Raw genomic sequence first — 25,033 nt, forward strand, 5'->3', positions numbered from 1 at the left:
TCAGCCGAACCAGGCCCACCATTTCAGGCGGAGCCAATCGAAAAACCCGTGCGTCCAGATCCAGGCGTAGCGGCGCTCGTCGATATCGATGCGGCCCACGCCTTCCATGCCTGGCCGCAGCGCGGGCGCCGCCTTCTCATCCAGGCTGGCCTCCAGCCGGAACACCGTCTTGCCCTCCTGCACCTGGGCCAGCGGCACGATGCGCGTGACCGTGAAAGGAATCTGCCGGTCGGGCATGGCGGCAAGAGCCACCCGCCCCGTCTGGCCAACTGCCACGTCATCGATCAGCCGGTCTTCCACGTCGAGCCACAGCCGGTAGCCGTCCGGCGGCGACAGCTTGAACAGTTCCTGCCCGCGCTTGACGGCTTCGCCCAACTGTTGGCTCAGGTCGCCGCTGACTATCGTGCCGTCGAACGGTGCGCGCAGCGTCGAACGCTGGATCTGTTCACGATGGAACTGCATCTGCGCCATGGCCTGGCGCGCCTGCGCCTGCGCAATCGCGGCCGCCGCGCTATCGCCGCGCGCCGAGGCTTCTTCGGCCTGGCGGCGGTACTGCACCTCCAGATTGCCCGCGCGCAGCAGCTCCAGCTCGGTTTCGCGCGTGTCCAGGGCGGCCAGGGCGTCGCCCTGCTTCACCTCGTCGCCAGCGCGGCGCGTCGCATCGCTGATGTAGCCGTCGAACGGGGCCGCCAGCACGCGCTGCACCACGCCCTGCACGGTGGCGGTCGCGCTGATGCGGTACGGCCCGTGCGCAAACACGCCCAGCGCTACAACGGTCACCAGCGCCAGCGCGGCCAATTTCCGCCCGATGTAGCGCGGCCCCAGCAGACGGCCCGCTTCGCGCAGCGCGCCATCGCGCCACTTGCGCCAGAAGGGGCGCTCCTGCCGCAGGCGCTGGTACAGCACGCGGCCGGCCAGCAGCACCACGCTCTGGCATAGCTCGACGCTTTGCCGGTCGAAGGGCTGCTTGTCCGGCCGTTCGAACACCAGGGCGCCGCGCGCCTCGTCCTCGGGTGCGAACGGCACGGTCAGCACATTGCCGTTGCCAAACTCGCGCGCCAGCTTCTGATGCGCGCGCAGCTGGATCGTGCGCGCTTCGTCTTGCGGCAGGCACAGCGTGGTGTTCTGGTCGATGGCCTCGTCCATGGCCTCGGCCACGGCGCGCATCAGATTCATGTTCTGCACCAGCCGGCTGCTGTGCGACAGCGCATACACCTTGGAGCGGCCGTCCTGCCGAAAGCCGATGCTGACGCGGTCGCACTCCAGGCGGGTCGCCAAATCCGTGACCAGCGTCAGCGCCACATCCTTGAACTGCCCTTCCTTGAGCGCTCGCGCCACGCTGTTGATCACCACCATCAGCCGCTCGACCGTGTGCGCGCTGTCGGCTTCCTGCCGCTGCAACAGCCAGAGCTCCAGCACGCCCGCGCCCCAGCGCAACGCCTGCACCAGCGGCTCAGGCGCCTGCATGGCGGTCTCGAATGCGGCCACGCCATGGATGCGTCCATCGAGCACGATGGGATAGGCAACCACCAGTCCGAGCGCGTCGGCCGACACCGCGACCTCCCGTCCCTGCAGCGATTCGTCGACTGCGCCATAGAACGCCGCGCCGGCCCGGCTGCCCGGCGGGTACTGGGACGCCGCCTCGAAGGGGCCGGCATCCGGTTCACCCAGGATCAGCGCCGCATGACGCACACCCGTCAACTGGCCGGCCTGCAAGGCCAGCCAGGCGTCCAGGAAGGACTGGCGGTCGCTGGCGGCCGACAGCGCCGACCACCAGGCCAGGTCCGCGCGCTTCACCTGCGCGGGCACGACTGCATCATTCATCCTCGCTTCCAGTCTCCGTCAGCTCGGGTTCCCGGCGGCGCACGCTCAGTCCGCGCTTGCGGGCTGCCTTGGGTTCCCACGTGTTGGTCTTCGAATTGAACACGACCGTACCCTTGGAGGCCGCGCCCAACGCCCCGCTCAAGCCCAGCAAGCCCACCCCTGCGGCCAGTGCCACCCGCTCGGCCGCTGATGAACCGGACAGCGGCGCTTGCGCATCCGCCCTGGCGTCCGGCTGCCCGGCTTGCGCCGCGCCCTCGGCTGCCGGCGCCGCGTCCGGCGGCACGGCATCCTCGACCGGCGCCGAAGTCGGCGACGCAGCCTGGGCGCCGCCGGCATAGCCTTGGCCCCCGTCCTGCACCGTCTGATCCGTGCGCATCGAGACCTGGTGCGGCGCGGCCGACGAAGCATAATCGGAAAGCCCGCCGTCGTGGCGCTCGATTACGATGTCGGGCCGAGCCACGCCCAGGCTGACGCGGGCGGCCAAAGCATGCCCCTGCGCATCCATCTGGCCATCCGCCGCTCCCCAGCCGGCCAGCGCACCGAACGCGGGCCGCGGCCAATCGCCAAAGTTGCCGTTCCAGGAGAACAGGTTCTCCATGGCGCGCGTGATCAGGTCGGGCGTATTGCCGCCCTGGCCGAAGCGGGTCAGGTTGATGACGCGGCCGCTCGCCGGGTCGATGTAGATCGCCGCGAAGTCGCCCACCATCACATCCTTGGAGAAGTCGCCGCGGAACTTGTCGGCGCCCAGGCCGCCCAGCATGTAGTTGCTGCCGGTCCCCGCCAGCAGGATGTCGTCGCCGCCGAAAGCGATATCGGTGGTTTCGATCAGGCTGACGCGGTCGTTGACGAAGGCCACGCGGCCGTTGTCGCCCAGCATGACGTTGTTGCCCGCGCCGCTTTCCAGCTGGTCCGCGCCCATCCCGCCCAGCATCACGCCCTCGCCATTGTTGTAGAGGCTGTCCCGGCCGCCCGTCGACGGGTACGAGGTTTCGAACATGGCGATGCGCCCGGCGGCGGTGTACAGCGCCCGCGCGCCGTCACCGGCGATCAGATTGAAGCCGCCTGCGCCCGTCGCGCGGATGACGTCCTCGCCCATGCCGCCGAACAAGGCATTGCGGCCCGCGCCCACGGTGATGGTATTCAGCCCGCCCGCCGGCAGGTTGATCGTCTCCAGCATCCGCAGTCCGGCGCCCGCCAGATAGCGCGCACCGGCGCTCGGCGCCGCCGTATCGATGAAGTCGCCGCGGTCGCGCAGGTAGTTCACCGGGTCCACGGTCACGATGCGGCCAAAGTTGGCGAACACGATGTTGTTGCCGTCGCCTGCCATGATCGTGTTGCCGCCTGCCGCCAGCCTGTCCGCCGACCCGCCCACGGCCAGGCCTGCGGCCTGCTGCGGCGTCAGTACCAAGGTCAGCGCCGCCAGCGATTGCAGATCCGCCCGCGCCGCGGCGCCCATGTCCATCGGCGCGCCCAGGTCTATGTTCATGCCGGCATTGCCGAACACGATGTTGTTGCCCTGGCCCGCGTCGATGACATTGCTGCCGCCGCCGCCCGCGATCAGGTCGTTGCCCAGGCCGCCCAGGATGCGGTCATTGCCCGCGCCGCCGTACAGGATGACACCCTGCGTGGTCGTGCGCGCATCCAGCAAGTTGTTGCCGGCCGCGCCGAAATGCAGCGCCTGGCCCGCCTGGCGCTGGCCGGGCAGTGCGGTGTAGTAGGAGTCGTCCTGGCTGGTCGAGCCGAACAGCAGCACCGGACGGTCGGCGCCGCCCACCGTGCCGCCCTCGGCCACCAGCAGATTGTTGCCGCCGCCGCCCTGCACCAGCGTCACCGTGCCGACCGTGGCGTGACGCACCGTGTAGGTGTCGTCGCCCTGGCCCAGCATGGTGTTGACCGACTGCACGCCATGGAAAATGACGCCGCGGTCGTACACGTGAGTGCCGGCCTGGCCGGACAGCGACACCGTGCCGCCCGCGCCGCCCAGTCCCGGCGTCATGCCCAGCCCGGTGATGCGGCCGAAATCGGCCGCCTGCGCGTTGCCGTACAGACGGCCCAGTCCGCTCAGGTTGTCCACCTGGTCCTGCATGCCCGTCTTGCCCGCCGTGGCGCCGTCGTCGAAGATCCGAATGCGGTCATTGACGGGCGCCGTCGAGACCGCCCCCTGATCGCGCGCGCCCAGGACGCCATCCGACTCGCTCGGCAGGCCCACACCCGCGTGCAACGCACTGTCGTAGCCCGGGCGGTCCAAGGTTGCGCCTTCAATCAGCAAGCTGCCCTGGATGCCCGATACGTCGTGCGGCTGATCGCCATAGTTGGCGTAGCTGGCGCCCGTGGCCGGATCCACCGTAATGACGGGCTGATCGGTGGCCCGCGGGCTGCGGACCTTGCCCGGCTCGTTGGCCGCGCCGGCATAGGCCGGATCCGCCACGCGCACCAGGATGGGCGGCAGCGCCACATCCTGCAACCCCGGCAGGGTGGTGAAGAGCGAGGCCGACAGATGCAGGTCCAGGCCAGCCAGGCTCACTGGCGGCAGGCCGACGCCGGCTCCGCCCTCGACCTTGATCAACACTTGCTGCGCCGCGCCCCAGGCGTGCGCGCCTGCGCCATTGGCGTCGAAGGCCAGCACCACGCTCTGATGCCAGGTCTGGCCGCCGTCGGTCGACAGCAGCACGCCGCGCCCTTGCAGACCTTGCATGGCCGCAGCCAGCGCATCCGCAGAAGACAGGCCCGCGCCCTGCGACACCGACCCGTACAGCGCGGATGCCACCATGGCGCTGCTCAGGGAAACATAGGCCTGGCCGGATGCCGGACGCGGCAGCACGCTGGCGTCCAGGCTCACCGACAACGACAGGGTATTGCCGCCATCGGCGTCCAGTTCGCCCGGCTGCGCCGTGATGCTGACCGGCTGCGCGCCATCGAACACGTCGCGCGAACCGCCGCGGCCCGTGACGATGGTATTGCCCACCACATCTCCCGACAGATCGAAGGTATCGCTGCCGCTGCCGCCGATCAGCGTCGTGATGACGTTGCTGCGGGTCGACAGCACGTAGATGTGGTCATTGCCTTCGCGCGCATCCAGGTTGACGCGCTGGATGTTCTGGTAGCTGGTGTTCAGCCCCGCGCCGCGTATGCCTTCCTGCGTCAGCGCAAACGCGTCGGCGTCCTCGGAACCCAGCATGGTGTAGGTATTCAGGCCCGCACCGCCGTCGATGGAGACCGGCCCGTTCACGACATAGCCGCGCCCGCCGTCGGCCTGCGCCTGCGCTTGCTTGAAGGCATAGACCATGAACTCGTCGTCGCGCTTGCCGCCATGCAGGGCCAGCGGCGCGGCGTTGCTGTAGACGCGGAACACGTTGCTGCTGTTCTCCGCGCCGTACAGCGTCATGCCGTAGCTGTTGCCGCGCGACAGATAGCCCTGCGTCGTCAGCACCGTGCCGATCTGGTCGCCGGCAGCCACTTGCGGCAGTTGGCGGTCCAGCGCGTACAGTTGTCCGACCTGGTACTCGTTGTGCTTGGCCGGATCGCTGCCCAGGCCGCCGTCGATGACCACGTGGGTGCCGGTGTCGTCGATATAGAAGCGGTTGCCGCCATCCACCGCATTCAGGCGCAGTCCGCCCGTCATGCTGCGGTCGTAGTTCACGCGCTGGACCGAATCGGCATAGCCCGCGCCTTGCGGCGTGATCTTGGCGACATGGTTGGCGCGGACCAGGAAGCTCTCGTCCTGCGTCGTGCCGTTGATAGTCAGCTTGTTGACGTCGGCCAGGTTTTCGCGGCCGTGGTCGTCGGAATCGTGAACGTTGACGATGATGGAGGTCAGCGCCGCGTTCAGGTTCACGACGATGTGATCGGCGCCGCGGCCCCCATCCACGTCCACCCGGTCCGTCACGCCTGGCGAGCCTTGCTGGCTGGTCAAGGAAGGCAGTTGATCCAGCACGATGAGATCGTTGCCGTCGTTGCCGCGCAGCGAAATCCCGCCCGCCAGCGCGCGCGCCGACAGGTAGATGTAGTCGTCGCCCTCTCCGCCCTGCACGGTGGCGCCCCGCGCCAGCAGGATGCGGGACATCCAGATCTTGTCGTCGCCCGCGCCGGCATCCACGGCCAGATGGCCGAGGAAATCCGACTCCGATAGGGTAATCAGGTCGGCACCGGAACCGGTCGTGATGACGGTATTGCCGCCCACGGTCGCGCGGTCCAGCAGAACGCTGTTGCCGCCATCGCCCGCGTCCACCGTCAGTGCGCCGGTCAAGCCGCTGGCCAGCACCGTGATCTGGTCGGCACCGGAACCGGTCGTGATGACGGTATTGCTACCCACGGTCGCGGTGTCCAGCAGAACGCTGTTGCCGCCATCGCCTGCGTCCACCGTCAGTGCGCCGGCCAAGCCGCTGGCCAGCACGGTGATCTGGTCGACGCTGGAACCGGTCGTGATGACGGTATCGCCGCCCACGGTCGCGCGGTCCAGCAGAACGCTGTTGCCGCCATCGCCTGCGTCCACCGTCAGTGCGCCGGCCAAGCCGCTGGCCAGCACGGTGATCTGGTCGACGCTGGAACCGGTCGTAATGACGGTGTTACCGCCCACGGTCGCGCGGTCCAGCACAACGACGTTGCCGCCATCGCCTGCGTCTACCGTCAGTGCGCCGGCCAAGCCGCTGGCCAGCACGGTGATCTGATCAAAACCAGAACCGGTCGTGATGACGGTATCGCCGCCCACGGCTGCCGCTTCCAGCAGCACCGTGTTGTCGCCTTCGTCTGCCAGCACGGTCAACGCGCCCGCGATCCGCGTATTCAACACAGACACCGCATCGTCGCCCAACCCGGTCTGCACCAGGGCGTTGCCGCGCAGATCGGATGCATCGAACACCACCGCGTCGTCGCCGTCCAGGGTGCGCACGACGGTGTCCTGCTGGTCGATCAACTGGGCCCGCAGCGTTACGCGGTCCCGACCAGAACCGCCGGTGACGTCCAGCAAGAGGCCTTGGACCAAGGCCCCATTGCCATCCACCCCGCCGCCGATCTCGGCGCTGGCGCCGAACGTGATGGCGTTGTCGCCCGTTGCACTGCCGTAGACATGCACCTGCGGCGCCAGCAGGCGGCCATTGATGTCCGCCACCGCGGCTTTGCCGTAGCCCGCCTGGCCACGGTCATCGCGGTCCACGCGCAGATTCATACGCTGGCCCGCCTGGATCAGCGCGCCCGGCATGAGGCCGCTGCGGCCCGCCACCGACAGGTTGTTGCCCGCCAGCAGGCTGAGCGCGCCCATGACGCTGATCACGGAGTCCGCCGCCAGGACGATGTCGCCCGAGGCCGCCGTCTGTCCGGCTTCGTGGCGCGCCACCAGCCATGCGTTGTTCGCCTCGATGCGGCCGATGTTCATGGACAACGCCTGCGACACGCCTTGCGCGTCAGTGGCAGCACCCGCCTGCACCAGCGCCACGTCGCCGCCCGCCAGGGCGTTGATCGTCGCCTGCGGCCCGACTGCCGCCACGATCAGGGCATCGTTGACCTGCACGCCGGCGACGTCGGACTGCGCATAGCCGCCAACCGAGCCACCCGCCGTGAAGTACAGGCTGCCGCCCGTCACGACCGCGTCCGTCCGGCCGCTGGAAACTCCCGGATGCGCCGTCTTGTCGTTGACGATGCTGGCCTGGCTGGCCAGATGCACCTCATCGCGCGAGCGCGACTCCACACGAGACAGCGTCAAGTCATGGACGCCCAACTGACTGAGCGATATCGAGCCTTGGGCCGAGGCCACCAGATGGCCGGACAGGTCCGTCAACAGCGGCGAGCCCAGCTCGCCTATCGTGCCGGACAGGGTTTCCAGCCACACGTTGCGCGCCGTGATGGCGGCCTGGCCGGACGGCGTGCCGTTCAGGATCGAATCCAGCGCATAGATGCGCGCATCCCCGCGAACCCCGTTGGCATCGACCACGTCGATGCCGCCCAGGCGCAGGCTGTGCATGCCGTACAGATTGACGCCTTGCGCCGCCGAGGCGCGCACCAGCGCTTGCGCGTCGCCCTGCGAGATGCTGATCAGCAGCGGCGTGCCCTGCAGCGACAGGTCCGCGCCCAACTGGCCCACGGACTGGCCGGCGATCAAGACCACCTCCCGCGTGTAACCCAAGGCGGCGAGGTCCGCCGCGCCCAGATCCGACAGCACCACGTTCGCATACTGCCGCTGCCCTTGGGCCGTGGCGTTCAGGATCGATTGCCCCGCCTGCAGCGTCACGCTGCCGGCCGACACCACCTGGCCGACCAGCAGATTGGCGTCCGCCTGGTAGGACGAACCTCCTGCCGCCGTGCCCTTGGTGTGCGCCAGGACCAGGTTCAGGTCCTGCGCGCCCACCTGCGACACCCGCGCCACGCCGCCCGCTTCCACGTACAGGGAATGGCCCGCGGCGAGATTCAGCTGCAGGTGCTTGGCGCCATCGTATTGATAGATGCCGTTGGCGTCGCGCGTGCTGCCCACGACGTCCTTGTCCGCCACCAGGCTGACCTGGCCGGCGCTCTCCAGCGTGCCGGCGTCGGTGCCGATGATGGAGCCGCCCTGCGCGCTGACCGTGATGGTGATGCCTTCCTTGGCATGGATGTCGCCCAGGCGGATGCTGCCCTGCGGCGAGTCCAGGCCCACCGTGGTGTCGCTGTATGCGGACACCACGCCGTTGACAGCCTGCACCGCGAGCGAGCGCGTCAATTTCAGCGTCAGATAGCGCGGGTCGCGCATATCGCCCACCAGCATGCCGGTGCTCAGCGCCTGCGGGCTGGCGCCATCCTGCGCCATGTACGGCACGCTGATCTGGCTCCAGACCGGATCCAGGAAGCCGCTGCCGATATCCACCACCTGCACGCCGCTGGCGCGCGCGGCATCGATATTGGCCTGCAGTTGGCTGCGCTGGCCCGCCGTTGCGCCTTCCAGCATCTTGCTGTTGTAGATGAAGACGTCGCGGCTGTTCTGGTACAGGTCGAAACGCTCGGCAAACAGGAACTGCACGGCGCTGTTGGCCGCCAGCGTCCTGCCCAGCATCAACGAGGCATCGTTGGAGAACAGCGGTTCAAAGCGCTGCCACAGCGACGTATCGGAGAAATCGACGCTGGCGCGGTCCAGCGGCATGGTGCCGGCCGGGCCGATGTAGCGGTAAAGCGTGTGGTATACGCCCGCCAGGTTGACCGCGTTGGCGCGCGACAGGATGGCCTTGTCGGCCTCCGGCAGCGAGTCGAACACGTTGGCGCGGTCGGCTTCCGACAGTCCGCCCAGGTTGGGCAACTGCAAGGTGTAGTCGCCGAGTTCGGCGCCGATCGAGCCCTGGCCGGAAGTTCGCAGCACGATGTCCGCGCCCGCCTTCACGTTCAGGAAGCGGTCGGCGGGCGGCGCGCCCTCGCCGCTGACCTCCAGGTCGAAGACCTGTTCGTTGATGGCCGCCGACACCGGATACAGCAGGTTGTTCTCGATATTGCGCAGCGTCGCCGTCGAGAAGTAGAAGAAATGGCCCGCATCGTAAGTCTGGCCGTACAGGGCGATCTCCTGCGCGGTCTGCGGCGGCGCGTCGGCGCGCACCGAGTAGACGCGCGTATACGCCTCCACCCCTGCCCCATTCAGGCTGGACGCGTCGAACGCCAGCGTGATGGCCTGGCCCAGGTTCGGGTACAGGGCCAGCAAGCCGTCATTCTGCCCTGCGCCGGTCTGGTAGAGCATGGCGTCGGCCAGCGATGCCGCCAGCCGGATCGTGCCGTCCGCGCCCACGATGGCGTAGTAGGCCGTATCGGCCCGCACGTCGCCCACGGAGTGCCGGAAGTAGATCTCGTCGCCGGTGCGCAAGGCGCGCAATTGCCCGCTGCCGTCGTCGACGATGTTCATGTCGGCCAGCTTGAAACTGCCATCGGCCACGGCCGTCAATCCGGACACCGCGGTTCCGGCAACGGATTCCAGCCTATCGCGCCAGTAGTTGTGATACTCGGCCGTCTGCGCCAATTCCTTGTCGACCACGTAGTCGTAGACGACCTGGTTGCGCGTCGACTTGACCAGGTCCTTGGCCGCGGCAATGTCCAGCGCGGCCGGCAGGTAGTTGGGGTCGAAGCCCTGGTTGCGCAACTGTTCATGCAACGCTTGCAGCTGGGCGCTCAAGCCTTCGGTGGAGCCCGCCGCCTGCGTCTGGAACAGGTGCGTGGAGACGGTGAACATGCCGCGCACGTCCGCCGCCGCGAAGCCGCGCAGCAGTTCGCCGGTGATGCCGGCATCCGTGAACAGCGCCTTGGCCAGCGCCTGTCCCTCCGCCGTCTGGTTCAGCGCCTGGATCTGCTGGTACAGCACCGCCTGTTCCTTGGAGGCGAACAGCTGGATCGTATTGTTGGCGCCGACCAGCACGTAGTAGGCCACGTTGGTCTGCAGGCTGGACACCTTGCCCGTCTGCAGGCGCACGTCGTTCAGGTACACGCGGTCGAAGTCCTGCAAGGCGCGATAGCCCGTCACCTGGCCGCTGGCGTCAGTGACCGGCACGATGTTCATGTCGGTCAACGTAATGACGTTGTCGGCCTGTACCGAAGCGCCGCTGGCGGCTGCGTCCAGCAGCCTGACGGTGACCGCTCCAGGAGAATTGCCCGCGAGCGCAAGGATCTTGCCGACGGTGACAGGGTCGCCGCCATTGAAGGCGCCGTCCACGCTGTCGGACAGGGTCACCACGCGGCCGTTCACGCTCTGCACGTAATAGATGACCGTCTGCGTCGAATTCGCGAAGCTCAGCTCGATGCGCTGGCCCTGCACCAGGCGGTCGGTCCCCGGCAATGTCAGCGTGGCCACGCCGAACTGCGTCAGGGACTGTTGCGCGAAGCCCGAGTCGACCAGGCGGATGCCGGCGTTGACGGTCTTGCCCTGCAAGGTCGACGTATAGGCGCCGGTGGCAACCGGGTCGTGGACGTTGGTGTTCTTGTAGACGTCCAGGTCCATCAATTGCGACTTCTGCGCGTAGACCTTGCCGCTGAAGGTGATGCGACCGGTCAGCCAGTCGCTGTCGGAGCTGGCGGCCGTCAGCGGATTGCCGTTGGCATCGACGATGGTCAGGATGTGCAGCGTGCCGTTGTCGTAGACGCCCAGCTCATGGCCCTGCAAGGCGCCGTTCTGGTTCGTCATGTACAGCTCCAGGCCCGCCAGCGAGATCGACTGCCCGCTCTGCAGCAGCGCCTTGATACTGTTGGCCAGCTGCGTGCGCGCGCTGTCGCTCAAGCCCGCGCCGGTCAGGTCCCAGCTGAAGCTGTTGCCCATGTCCACGTACTCGGCGTAGCCCGCGCCGACGCCCGACTTCTCCGTGTAGGTGTGGAAGGGCAACAGGTTGCTGCCGTACCAGCCCCAGTAGGACGTCGGGGTGTCCGACGTCAGCACGCCCTGCTTGAGCGCCGACGCGCCGAAGCCGCGCTGCACCGTGTAGGCCACGGCCAGCGTAGCCGCACCCGAACTCGCGCCCTTGCCCAGGCCGGTCAAGCCGTACGCCAGTTCCGTCGGCAAGCGGGTCGAGACCACCGTGCCCAGGCCGTTGCGGATGTAATAGTTCTTCGTCTCCACCGCCGCGCCCGAGAAAGTCACGGACACGTGGTTCTGCGAGTTGTACAGGCTGGTGGCGGGCGAGCCGTCCGCCTGGACCAGGCTCAGGGACTCGATGCGGCGCGTGTAGCTCACGCCGTCTATCGTGAAGGTGATCTCGCTGCCGATCAGCCCGTTGCCGGCATTGTTCATCCACTGGTTGTAGGCTGCCACCGAGGAGACGCCGCCTGGCATGCTCCAGCCCAGCTGCGTGCCGGAAAGCAGCAGCTGATTGGAGACAACGGAGCGTTCGATGACGGACCATGCGCTATTCGGCGCGGTGGAGGTCAGGTTCGCGTACAGCGAGCCCGCGCCCGTGGCGATCTGGTCGTTCGGGTTCGCCAGGTTGTGCTGCAGGATCGCGTTGACGATGGCCGAGCTGATGTCCTGATCGCCCGCTTGCGGCGTGCCCACGGCGCCCGCGGCCGGCACAGCGGGCCGCACCGTGTCGGTGGTTCCGGTGTAACTGGCGGCCCCGGCCGTATCGGCGCCATTGCTCAGCACGATGTTCAGTTCGCGATGGCCATTGGGATCGGCGGTGGTCAGATCGCCCACATACGGCGACTTGAGCCGGATGAGGACGGTATCGAAGCTGTTCGACCCCCACCACGATTCCGTGGGCAGGATCTGATCGATCGCCAGCACCTGCCCGCCTACCAGTATGCTGGTGTAGCTGCGCATTCCCGCCAGCACGCGCTGGGCGTAGTCGACGATGGACGGATCCGCCTTGGCGGCGAACTGCGTCATCTGATCGGCGGTGAGCTGCAGGCGCAGCGTATCGGAACCCTGCTGCGTGGTCAGGGCGCCCGTGGGCAGCGTGAAGCTGATCGGCAGATTGGCGTTGGACTGCTCCGTTGCGCCCGCAAGCGCATACGACGGTCCGTACAGCACGCCCTGGCTGCCGGCGGTATAGCCCAGCGAGGCCAGCGACACCGGGCCCGCGCCCGGGTTGGACGGATCGTACAGCGTGAAGCTGAACCGATAGACGCCATTCGCGCCGCTACCCGCCACCAGCCCCAGATATCCCAGGATCTCGGTGCGGGCGTTGCCGTTCAGGCTGTTGTTGTACGCCAGGCGCACCAGGCGATGGCCGTCGACCGCCGCCTGCAAGACCGCGGCATACTCATCGGCCGTCATGCCGATCGCCAGGTACTGGCCGCCCTCGGCCTGCGTGCTCAGGTAGGTGCCCGCGCCGCCCAGCGTCACGGTGGCGGTCTGCAGCGAGCGCACTCCCGACCAATAACTGTCGTACTGCGCCAGCTGCGCGCTCAGTTCGGCCAGGATCTTGGCCGTGACCGTGGGGTAGGCCTTTTCCGTCGCGGTGCGCGTGTCGGCCAGTTCACCGTCCAGCAGCGAACCGCCGTTCAGGCTGATGTGCACGCCGCCCAATTCCGCGTACACCGCGGCCTGCGGGTTGCTCCAGTTCACCGGCTTGACCAGGGTCAGGTCGGCGTTCAGGACGTTCTGCGCCAGATAGATGCTCTTGTCGGCGCCGGCAGGTCCGCCCGCCAGGCCCGCCTGGGCCGCGAAGCCCTGGCGCGCATGGATGATCAGCGCCTTGGACGCCGTGCCAATGGCGCCGTAGCCGGCGTTCAGCTCGATCCGGTTGCCCGAGACCACCGTGTCGTTGCCCGCGGACGCGTGGCTGAAGATGCCGTTGAGCGCTTCGATGTAGACCGTGCCAGCGGACGAGGCGACCTTCTTCAAGGAAGCCCAGGAGCTGGCGCCGCCATCCGAGAAGTAGTTCAGGCGGATGTCGTTGCGCGCCTCGGCCCGGGTGTAGCCGCTGGAACCCATGATGTTCAGGTTGATCGCGCCACCCAGCGCGATGGCGTCGACATTGACCACGGCGGATGCGCCGGACGGCATCTGGCCGTTGGCATCGCGCGCCATGATGCCAACCTCGCCCTGCATCGTGATGGAGGTCGGCGTGGAGGCCGACACGGCCTCGATACGCACGGTCTTGCCATTGCCGACGATCAGGTTGCCAGCCAGCGTCACGTTGCCGTTGCTGCGGATGTAGATGGCGTTATCGCTGTTGCTGGAGCCCATGAAGCTCAGCGTGATCTCCTGCGATGCCGGCACATAGAAGGTGAACAGTTCCTGCTGCTTCTTCTCGACCACTTGCGTGAGCGTGGTGGTCTTGGTGCGCAGCCAGCCGCCCCCGCTGGTGTGCGGGCCGTCGTTGCGCACGATCACGCCGGTATTGAACTTGCGGTAGGCCACGCTGAACGCGGACGTGTCCAGCGCCGTGCCGCCCGACGATTCCAGGCGGTAGTGCTTGCCGTCGGGGCCGACTATGTCGCCGTTGGCGTCCTCGACCAGGCTCTGCGTGCCGCTGCCCTCGATCGTGGACGGCAGCAGCGCTTCGTTCAGCTTGCCGCTGGCCGCCAGCTGCTGCTTGAGCGCGTCCGGCACCGAATTGATGCCGTCGTAGGCAAGCACCGTGGACACCAGCACCGGGCGCGGCGTCTCGTAGACCGTCACGGGGCCGGACTTGGTGGTGTCGTTGTCGGTCAGCCAGCCCAGCGGATCCCAATCCCCGAACAGGTTGAAGCGCTTGGTGGTGTAGACCGTGGTGGTGGTCTCTCCCGAGGTCCAGCCCATGACCCACACCATCATCTGGCCGGTCTGCGGCTTGTATGAAAGGGTCAGCGTGCGGCCGTCCTGCAGCGTGCCGGCGGAATTGCTCAATCCGCCAGCATCGCGCTGGCCGGCGGCGTTCTCGTAGACCCAGATCCAGCTCAGCGCCAGCGGATCCGCCGGGTCCGGCGTGACCTGCACGAACTTGTTCCAGACCGTGTGCACGACATTGTTCAGGCCCTGCAGTTCATACAAGTCCTTCTGCCCGCGCGACGTATCGATGATTTCGATGCGGCCGCGGCGATAGGTGCTGACGTCGATATCGTGCGTCACCAGCGCGTAGGTGGTCTGGTTGTCGATATGGACCGAGGCGTAGCCGTTGGCCACGACCAGGTTGCCGTTGCCCACCGACACGATCTGCCCGGTCAGCGAAATGCTGCCGCCCGCCAGCCTGACCGGATCCAGGATGATGGTCTGCGTGGCGTAATCGAAACGGCCCGTGATGGCGCCATAGCGGTTCAGGGAACCGTCCGCGCTGAACGACACGCCGTTGATGGCGTAGCCGTTGCCATCCTGCAAGGCCTTGTCCTGATCGCCGCGGAAAGAGCTGTCGATCTTGATGTAGGCATCCGTGACACCGCTCTGGATCTTGCCGTCGATGTTCAGCGTCAAGGCCGAAATGCTGATCGCGCCCAGGGCGAAAATGCGCGAATCCCGCGCCGCCGGGTTGTCGTTCAGGTATTTCGAGAAAGGCTCGAGCTTGGTATAGCCCCACTTCAGCAGCACGTTCTGCATCGTGTCGTCGATGCCGGTGCTGGCGCCGCTGTTCTTCAGCGCGTTGATGACGTTCTGCCACTTGTCGTTCAGGAAGGTGGGATCGGCGCCCGAGTTGTACCAGCCCTCGCTCTGCAGGCTGAAGTTGCCCTTGGCCACGATGTCCAGGCTGAGCGCCTGGATGGTTCCCGACACATTGATGCTGCCCAGCGCGTTGATCACCGACACCTTGCCCAGCGGGTTGACCACCGCGCCCATCAGGCTCAGGTCGACCGGCGCGTTCGCAATCATCTTCGCCACGCTGTTGGTCGGATCGTCTGGGTCGTTCAAGGCGCCGCCGAACGGGTCCGCGGCCCAGCCGTTCTTGATCTGGCTGATGCTGACCTCGGCCGTGTCGGCGCCCGACGCGCCCTTCACGGACACGTCGTTGACGTACAGGTGTCCGGTCTTGAAGACCTTGAGCTGGCCGTCGGATCCCGGGCGGATGATGGTGCCGTCCAGCACCACCGCGTCCCGGACGTTCATCAGCATCGGCGAATCGTTGACGATATTGATCTGGGTGTTGGCGCGGGCATCGATGCCCGACCGGTACACGCCGCCGGTATCGGTCGCGTTCACATAGACCGAGCCGCCGGACGCGTACATGTCCGGCATGTCGATGAAGAAGGTACTGAAGGAATCCAGGTAGCGGATCTGGCCATTCTGCAGCTTCACGCCCATCTGGATGCTTTGCAGCTGCTGCTGCAAGGCGGCGATATTGGCCTGATAGCGCGCCACGGCCTGCGGATTCGACGCATGCTCGGCCTGCATCCGCGTCAACGTGCGGATCTGCTCGCTGATGACGTTCTGCTGGCTGGCATAGCGCAGCGTAGGCTGGGCAATGTCCACCGTCTTCAGTACGAAGTACAGCTTGCCGACGTTGCCGGCGGCAAAGCTCCCGAAGTTCGACTTCATGGCATCGCCGACCTGGGCGGCCGTCGGATTGCTCAAGTACATCCAATAGCTGCTGTTGGCGTAGTCCTCCGCCGCCAGGTCCAGGTCGCGGCTGTTGGGACTGTTGTAGCGGTAGTAGCTGCCGTTGTGCTCAATGATCATTCCGGCCGTGACGTTGACCTTGATGTCGCTGGCGCTGAACGCGGTCAGTTCATAGCGCACGTCGATGTTGACCGTGCCTGGCGCTCCGTCCAGGCTGGTCTTGCCCGCGCCCAGCAGCTTCTCCAGGATCGCCCTGACCGCGGGCGAATTCGAGTCGAACCGCAGCGGCGCTCCCGCAGCGGGCAGCGTGGCGCTGGTGTAGCCCAGTTCCTCCAGCAGTTCGGCCGGGATGACGAACAGGTTGGCCGCATTGTTCACGCCCGCGATGATGCGCGTGGCGGCGCCCGTGGCCACCTTGCTCGACGTGGTATCCACCACGCCCTCGGCCAGCTTGACCGTGGGATTCAGGTTCAGGCCGATCACCTGCACCGAACCGTTCACGCGCGCCTGGTCCAGCTTCGACGGATTGGTCTCCAGCCGCACGTTGCGCTGCGCCTTGAGCACCGAACCGTTGGCCGCCACACCGTCGATCAGCACGGTGTTGATCTGGCGCGCCTTGGCGCCGCTGTCCACCGCCGGCACCTGGGCGATGCCCACCAGGGTGAACGACACGTTGTCGTTGGCCAGCAGATAACCGGTCGACAAAGGATCGGTCGCCTTGCCGTTGCCCGCCAGCGCCAGGATGCTGTCGCCTTCGATCGAGGCGTTGTCGATCTGGATGGCGTTGCGCACCGTCAGGTTGTTGTTGCTGTCCGACTTGCTGAAGCTGGACACGGAAACCACCAGCAGATCGCTGATCGTGGTCGTCACGCCGCGCGTGTTGGCGGCCATGACCACGTCGCCGAAGGCATTGCGCAGGAACGCGCCGTTCACCTTGACCTGGGCCAGCGCGCCGTCGGTGCTGAGCTTGTTGGTCGACAGCGTCACCGACACGCCCGCCACGCCGGTGATCTTGTTGCGCTGGGTGTAGATGATGTCGTTGGTCGCGACCAGGTCCAGCATGCCCGGCGTATCGAAATTGCCCCGCGCCTGCACCACGGTCATGCCGGCCGTATCGAGGGTGCTGTTGGCCTGCCGCGCGCCGGTAACGGTGATGCTCGACTCCGGCTTGATCGTGACCGTGTGCTTGCTGACGTCGGCGCCCGCCACCCTGACCGAATAGCCGCTCAGGGTAGAGGTGCCGCGCACGGTATTGTTGCTGCGGATATCCAGCTTGTTCCCGATCACGTGCGCGCCGCCGCCGATCTCGATGGCGGACTTGCCGCCCAGATCGACGTCTATCTTGCCTTGCCGTCCCGCCACCAGCGCGATCGTGCCGGCGTCCATCTTGACGTCCACGGACTGCACCTGGTCCGCCGTGATGCTCAGCAGGGTGCCGTCGATGCGGGCGTTGTTGCCGATCTGTACGCGCGTGTCCAGCGAGGTCGTCAGCGAGGCGCTGTCTATCGATACTGTCACGCCGCCCACTTCCAGCGAACGGGCCTCGGCCAGCAGGCCGGCCTCGCCATTGCGCTCCGTGGTTCCCTTCGTGGTCACGCCGATGATGGCGCCCTGCAGCGTCGCGTTGTCCACCGATGCCTTGAGCGAGCCGCCCAGGCGGGTTTCGGCGTTCATCACGCCCACGCCGATCACGCCGCCGGTGATCGCCTTCGAATAGGCCCGGCCGTAGTACGTGCCCTGGGCATTGATATTGACCATGCCCGGGGTTTCGCCCAGGCCCGGCGTGGTAACCGACAGGCCCTGCAAGACCGCGCCGTTGCGCGCTTCGGCCAGCGTCGTCGTGGCAATGTCCACCAGCGCCTTGTTCACGTTGACGGCCAGCCCGGTGGTGGCCGCTACGCCGGCCGTCTGGGTCTGGCTGAAGTCCACGCTGACCAGCGCGTTCAGGTCCACCAGCGGCGCGCTGACGGTCGTGGCGTCCACGGTCGCCGTGGTCGTGTCGCGCGCGATGTTTTCGGCAATGCCCACGCCGATCGCCGCGCCCACCATGCCCACCGCCACGCTGACTTGCGTCAGGTCGATATCGGCGCGGACCTGGGTATCGGCCTTGACCTCTACCTTGCCCAGCGCCCCCACCTTGCCCGCGCCCGAGACCCGGGCGCTGACGGCATTGCGGGTGTTGTTGGTCACGCGCACTCCCGCGCCCGACGCCGCGATACCGCCGCCGACCGCCACGGAGGCGGTGACCGCGTCCAGACCCTTGAATTCGGTTTTCTCGACCGCCACGACCGAGACTGCATCCTGCGCGCCGACGTTCTTGCCGTTGGCCGTATTGATATAGGCGCTGACCTCGTTGGCCGCCACGCTATCCACCAGCGTCACGGCCAGGGCCAGATTCAATCCAAAATTGCCCGGCACGGGCAGCGACGCCGCCACGGCCACGCCATAGGCGCCGGACTTCAGGATGGTGCTGCTGTCCTGGGCGCGCACGTTCACCGAGCCCGCCCCGCCGATGATGCCGGCGATGGCTTCCGAGCCCTGGATGTAGGCGGAGGTGGCCGTCGCAAAACGGTTGCTGACCTGCACTCCGGATCCGGCGACCGACCCGCCGAAGCCCGCCACCGCCACGCTGCCGGCGAAGTTGACGCTGGTAAGCGTTTCGCTGGACGTGGCCAGCACGTCCACATTGCCCTTGGCGACCGAGATCGTGCTGTTGTCGATATAGGCCAGCGCCCGGTTGGCGCGGTTGACGCCGTCGTCCGAATGGACGCCGAACGTGTTCTTGGCGATTGTCACGCCAATGCTGGCGCCCAGGCCCGCGCCCGTGGCGCTGACCGACACCGCGCCAGCCACGGCCGAGATGCTGGAGGTATTGTCCGCCTTGACCGACACGCCGGTACCCGCCGTGACCGTCGAGCCGCTGATGTAGCCGCCCACGTCGTTGGCGACAGTCTGCGTGCTCTCCGCCCCCGCTCCCGACACCGCCACGCCCCCAAAGCCCGCGGCAACCGAGGCCGCGACCGACACGCCGTCCAGCGTCGCGGTTTCCTTGGCCGACACCGCCACGGCGTCCGACACGTTCAGCGTCGATCCGGTCACGGACGACTGCACGCTCATGGCTGCCACGTTGCGCGCCACCGACGCGCCCACGGACAGGGATCCGCCCTGCATTGCGAACGCCAGCGACGCGCCGATGGCCTTGGCCTCCAGCGTCGTCGTGTCTTCGGCCGTAACCGTCGCCCGCGTCATCTGCACGCCTGCGCCGGCGCTCAACACCGAGTTCGACAGCGCCGCCTCGACCGCGCCCAGCGCCTTGTTGCTGGCCAGGGCCACGCCGACCGACAGCGCCAGCCCCTGGGAGGTACCCGCCAGACTCGCGCCCGCGGCGGTCGCCTTGAGCGTGGACTTATTCGACGCCTTGATGTTCAGGCTGGCCGCGCCCCGCACATTGGGGTCGATCTGCGTCAGGCCGTTGACCTCGGCGCGCGTGACGGCGCGCGAGGTGTTGTAGGCCGACGACCCGGCGGCCGCCAGCGCCAGCCCCTGGTAGGCGATGCCCACCGCGCCCGCCACCACCACCGCTTCCAGCGTCTGCACGGTATCGGCGGTGACGTTGATGGCGCCCAGGTTGGACACCTGCGTATTGGCGAGGCTGGCGCGCGCGCCCGCCGCCTGCGTGATCTCGTTGTCGGCCAGCGAGGCGCCGATGGCCAGCGAGCCGCCCGCGGCCGTGAAGGCCACGCTGGCGACCACTACCGTGGCCTTGATGGTGCCGCTCATGTCGGCGTCTATCGTCAGCGCGTTGGCGCCGTTGCCGCTGACGCGCGAGTTTTCCATGATCGCCACCGCGGACGAGCCGATCACGTTGCGCGCATCGGCGCCTCCGCCCGCCAGCGAAACCCCGCCCAGGCTGACGCCCGCCGCGATCGACACCGCCACCGCCACGGTGTGAATGTCGGCCTTGCTGTCGGCCTTGACGGTTATGACCGGCGCACCGGTGAAGTTCACGCCATCCACCTTCGCCAGCGTGTCGTTGGCGACTTCGTTCTGCGCCAGCGATACGGCCACCGACAGCGACGCGGTCGCACCCAGCGACACCGCCACCGAGATCGCCACGGCGGCGATCGTGCTGTCTATGCGTGACTGGTCTGTCGCCGTAACGGACACGCTGCCCGCATCCCAGGCATGTGCCTGGCCCTGGTCCGTAATGCTGGCGGTGATGGAGGTCTTGATCTTGTTGACCGCCCTGGCGCCGGCGCCGGCGCCCGAGACCGCCAGGCTGGCGCCGTCGACGATGGGCGGCGCATAGGCCACCGACACCGCCACCGCGCCCGCCACCACCACGGCGTCTATGCTTTGCTGCCGGTCGACGCTGCCGTCGGCCTTGAATTTCACATTGCTCGCATCCACCGTGACCGCGCCCGCGATGACGGCGCTGCGGTCGATCGACGCCGCGATCTCGTTGACCGGCCTGCCCGCGCCCAGCGCAACCACCTGGCCGGCGCTATTGACGTCGTAGCCGATGACGTTCTCGGCCATGGCCACGCCCACGGATGCCGAAGCGGCCGCGTAATGGCTGACAGAGACCGACGCCGACATGCCCAACACCACCGCATCGATCTGCGACAGGCCCAGCGCCCGCACATCGAGCGCGCCGCGCGCCCCGCCCGCGTCCCGCGTATCGATGACGGCATCGGCAATACCCGCCTTCACGCTGGCCGATATGACGTTGCGCGCCAGCGCGCCGCCGCCGCCAATGGCGGCGTTGGCGCTATCGCCCACCGACACCGCCACCGAAGCGCCCAGCACCACCGACAGGATGTCGGCCTGCTGGATCGCGCTGACCGACAGCCTGGCGCCGCCAGTCTCGATGCGCCCGCCCCGGATCTCGGCCTGCACTGTGTTGAAAACCTTGTTGACCGCGACGCTGGTGCCGACCGCGATCGCCACGCCGGCGCTGCCGGCCTGCACGCTGACCGCGCCACCCACCGCGATGGCGGTGATGGCGGCGCGATCCGACGCCGACACCGTCACGCCCTGGCTGCCGCCGCGCGTGCGGAGGATGGAATCGTCGACCCGCGCGCGCACCGTCGTGCTGATTTCGCTGATGGCCACCGATACGCCCACCGAGGCGCCGGCGCCCATGCCGCCCGCGGATACCGCCACCGCCAGCGCGCCCGCCACGGTCACGATGGTTCCCGTGTTCTCGGCGTTGACGCGCACATCGCCGTCCAGATAGCCATTGTTCAGCGGCGACACATTCTTCAACGTGGCTTCCACCGACCCGCCTATGGTGTTGCCGCTGCCCGCGCCGGCGCCCGCGCCTGCAAAGCCCTGCCCCACCGCGACCGCCGCCGCCACGCCAATCGATACCGACACGATGCGCGAGTCATTGATCGCGTCCACCGCCAGGCCATTAGCCGAACCGATCTCCGTACGCAGGCCGCCATTGCTGGCGCTGCTGCCGTCGATATAGGCCCGGGTCTGGTTGTTGACGGTGTTGTGGGTGGCCGACACGCCGGCCGCAATGCCCGCGCCGCTGCCCGGCGACACCGCCACACCCAGCCCGCCCGCCACGGCCAGCACGTAGCCGTCGTCGCGCGCCTGCACGGCCACGCCCGGCGCGCCGCCCGCCGACAGCGCCTCGACCAGGCGCGCGTTGCGGATGCCGGCCTCGTTCTTGCTGTTCAGCCGGTTCACCGACACCGCGCCGCCCACCGACACCGCCGCCGTGCCCACGGCCACGCTGCCCGCCACGGTCACGTTATGAATCTGCCCCTTGAAGAGCGAAGCCACCTGCACGTGCGCGCCGCGCACGGCGCCCTGCGTATCGCGGATCTGCGCCGAGATCGAGTGTTCGCGCGCGTTGCCCGCGGGCGCGCCGCCCAGGTAGTTATAGGACAGGCTGGCGCCCACCGCGACGCTCGCGCCCTGCGATCCCAGCCCCAGCGCCACCGCGCCCGCCAGGCTGTTGATCGTGGATTCATCGCTGGCCCGGACCACGATATCGCCGCCCGCCGTCACGTCCTGCCCGGCCGCGGTCTCGCCGATCTCGGCCTTGATGCTGTTGGCGATCCAGTTCAGGACTGCCGATCCACCAAAGCCCACATTGGCCCCAGACCCGCCGGCCGCGACCGCGCCGCTGACCGCCATGGCCGAAATCTGCGCGTTCAACCCCGGCGACAGGTCATCGGGCTTGGCAAAACTGGCCAGCACCACGATATCGCCCGTGGCGGACAGGGACGAACGCAATGCGCCCGCGTACACCGTGTCGAATATCTGGTTGACCGCGAATGCCATGCCGGCGGCCACGCGGCCGCCCACGGAGACCGCCACATTGCCGGCCAAGGCCGCGATGCTGGCCACGTCGCGCGCGGCGATGCGGATATCGCCCGAGGTCGCCGTCACCGACGAATCGCGGATCTGCGCATGCACCGTGTTCTTGATCGTGTTGACGGCCAGCGATCCGCTCACCGCCACGCCCGCGCCGCCGGCCAGGCCGACCGACACGTTGTAGATGCTGGCGCGCTCCTCGGCGCGCACTTGCACGGCCTGGGCCTCCACGGTCGCTTGCGCGATCGCCGCGCGCACGTCGTTGCGCATGTCCGCCACGCTCACGGATGCGCCAATGGCGGCCGATGCGCCCTGGGTAGTGGAGATGCCCAGCGCCCCCGTGGCCGTCACGATGCGGCTGGCATCCTGTGCCGATACCGACACCGCGCCGGCCTCGGCGCGCACTTTCTGTCCCGCCGCCGCCCCCGTGTTGTCGATGATGGCGCTGACCTCGGAACGCGAGATATTCACGCCGACGGCGCCCGCGCCGCCCAGCGACTTGCCGCCCGCGCCCGCCACCGTGATGCTCAACATGCTGTTGCTCAGCGCATGGCCTTGCGTCAGCGTACCGATATCCAGCGAGATCAGCCCTCCGGACGTAATGCGGTCCACCGCCTTCTGCAGGCTGATGCCACCCGTACCCGTGGCCGCGCCCAGCTTCATGGCGATGCCGTCGCGGGCGTTGTCCAGCGAGCTCGCCAGCTGGTAGCGGAAGGCGCCGCCTTGCGAGGCGTTGATCACGTAGTAGCGTTGGCCGTCCACCAGCCCGGCGATGTTCGCGCCCTGGCTGCGGTAGATGACCACGTCGCCCGTCGCCAGGCCAGCATCGCTGGCGAAGGAGAAGCTGTTTTCGCCGATGACCTGGCTCTGGGCCGACGAAGCCGACAGCGTCGCATCGGTCGGCGTACCCTGGGTGATGCTGGTGTTCTGGGTGCCGTCGCTGCCCGTGCTGGTCGAGGTCTGCGAAGTCTGGCGCACCAAGGCAACCTGCGTGAACGCGATCATCGCGTCCGGGTTGACCGAGATCGGCTTGTTCTGCGCGTCCAGCAGCTTGACGCCGTTGGCGTCCGCCAGGAAGTACTCGTAGCGCTTGGTGCCCGCATTGAACTCCGACACGTAGCCCAGCGTCCCCAGCGCCACCGGCGTGCCGTTCACGTCCTTGAAGCGCAGCGTGGTGCTGTTGACCACTTCAACCACATAGACGTGGTCATTGGACAAGCCAGTCAGCACGCCGTTTGCCGCCAGATTGACGACCACCTTGTCGCCCGTGGCCAGGCCATGGGCCTTGGGCAGCGTCAGGCTGCCGTCCGGGTTCAGGGCTGCGCCTGCGGGATTGTTGACGCTGAAGCGCTGCAAGGCGCCGCCCACGGCCGCGCCGCTGAAGTCGACCAGATTGCCCTGGCCGTCGCGCAGCTGGAACGAGCGCTGGTCGGCGCTCAGGTTGAACACGTAATAGGTGACGCCGACCTTCAGCACGTCCTTGCCTTGGGCCAGGATGCGGTTGGCCAGCACGTCCTCGATCTGGCCGTTGCCGCCGACAGAGCCGCTGTAGACGATGGCCGAGCCCTCCTGCACGCCCGCGAACGGCTGCGTCAGGGTCAGCGTATGGGTGGCGGCATTCACCGTCACGCCAGCGTCCACGCCGTGGAAGGGCTGCAGGTTGACGCTGGTGGCCTCCTGCATGCGCACGTGCGCAAAGCCGATGGCCGCCAGGTTGGCGACGCTGCCGAATTGCAGCGCCTTGCCGCGCAGCGCGTCTTCCTGGGTATCCGCCAGCTGGATGATGGCCTGGCCGTCGGGGGCCGCGCGCCGGATCACGTAATACACGCGGTCGTTGCGCAGGGCGGAGCCGTCGGCCAGCGTGATGTTGCCCGCGCCCGAGCTCAGGTAGACGCCGTCGCCGGTCTGCCAGCCTGAAAACTCGCCGCCCGCGGCGCCGGTTTGCGCCGGCATGCCGGCGTTGCCGCTGTCGTCCTTGGCGCCGTTGATGACGGCTGCCGCATCGCCCGTGAAGGTCAGCGTGCTGCCGCCCTGGTCCACGCGGATGTCGCCGTCGCCCACCGGCAACTGGCTGCCGCCGTTGAGCTGGGCATTGCCGCCCGCGGCCATCGGGTCCACCAGGCCGGCAAATACGTTGACGTTGCCCTGCACCGCATGCACGTCGCTGCGCAGGATGGCAGCCGCGACCTTGGGATTGGCGGCGGCGCCGCCGTTGTCGGCCACGCCCACCGTGGTGACGGCCGCGCCCGAATCGGCCAGCGTGGTGTTGTCGAAGGCCAGCAGATTGCGGTCGAAAGCCGTGTTGCCGCCCATGATGTTGACGGCCACGGCCAGTCCTACCGCCGCGCCCTGGGTCGCGATCGCGCCCGCCACCGTAATGGCATAGAGCGCCGAGGCGTCCGAGGCATTGACGCGCACGGCGTCGCCCGTGAAGCCTGCCCGGCTGCCCGCCTTGACGGTGCTGTCGCTGATGCGGGCCTCGGTGGCCGCGCGCATCATGTTGACATTGACCGCGCCGGCCAGCGCGAACTTCTTGGACAGCGCGCCCGCCGCCCCCACCGACACCAGCAGCGGCGACGAATGCGCCGACACGTCCACCTTGCCGCTAACGTCCACATCCGCGTACTCGATCAGCGCGCTGGTGCGCGAGCTGAATTCGTTGACGCTGACCGACGCGCCCACGGCCACCGAACCGCCCGCCGTAACCGCGACGCCGCCCGTCACCGCGACCAGCGTATTGTTCTCTATCGCCTCGACCGTCAGCGACGAGGCGTCGATGCGGCTGCGCGCCGTGACCGCGCCGTTGCCGTCGCGGCTGGGCAGCACATAGGCCGCCACCGCGGAGCCGACGCGGTTGACCTGCACCGAGCCGGCGCCTGCGAACTTCGCCTCGCCCATGCCCACGCCCACGCCGACCGCTCCGCCGCCCAGGGACGAGGTATCTTTGGCGCTGACCTTGACCGCGCCATGCCCGCCGGT

At 67.9% G+C, this 25,033-nt stretch carries 2 protein-coding genes (1 of these 2 running past the window's edge); both read right to left on the minus strand.

All coding sequences use genetic code 11. From position 1 onward, the window contains the following. Complete coding sequence (locus ACZ5YA_RS13125; RefSeq protein WP_464092655.1) at positions 1 to 1,824, minus strand: HlyD family secretion protein; 1,824 nt, start codon at positions 1,822 to 1,824, stop codon at positions 1 to 3. Continuing rightward, positions 1,817 to 25,033, minus strand: the 3' portion of a protein-coding gene (locus ACZ5YA_RS13130) for a DUF4347 domain-containing protein (RefSeq protein ID WP_464092656.1). It continues 8,550 nt past the right edge of the window; the window shows 23,217 of its 31,767 coding nt (coding positions 8,551-31,767); its start codon lies off the right edge, out of view; its stop codon occupies positions 1,817 to 1,819. Before ACZ5YA_RS13130 ends, ACZ5YA_RS13125 begins: the two co-directional genes overlap by 8 nt.

This window comes from Achromobacter sp. JCM 18799 (assembly GCF_055395645.1).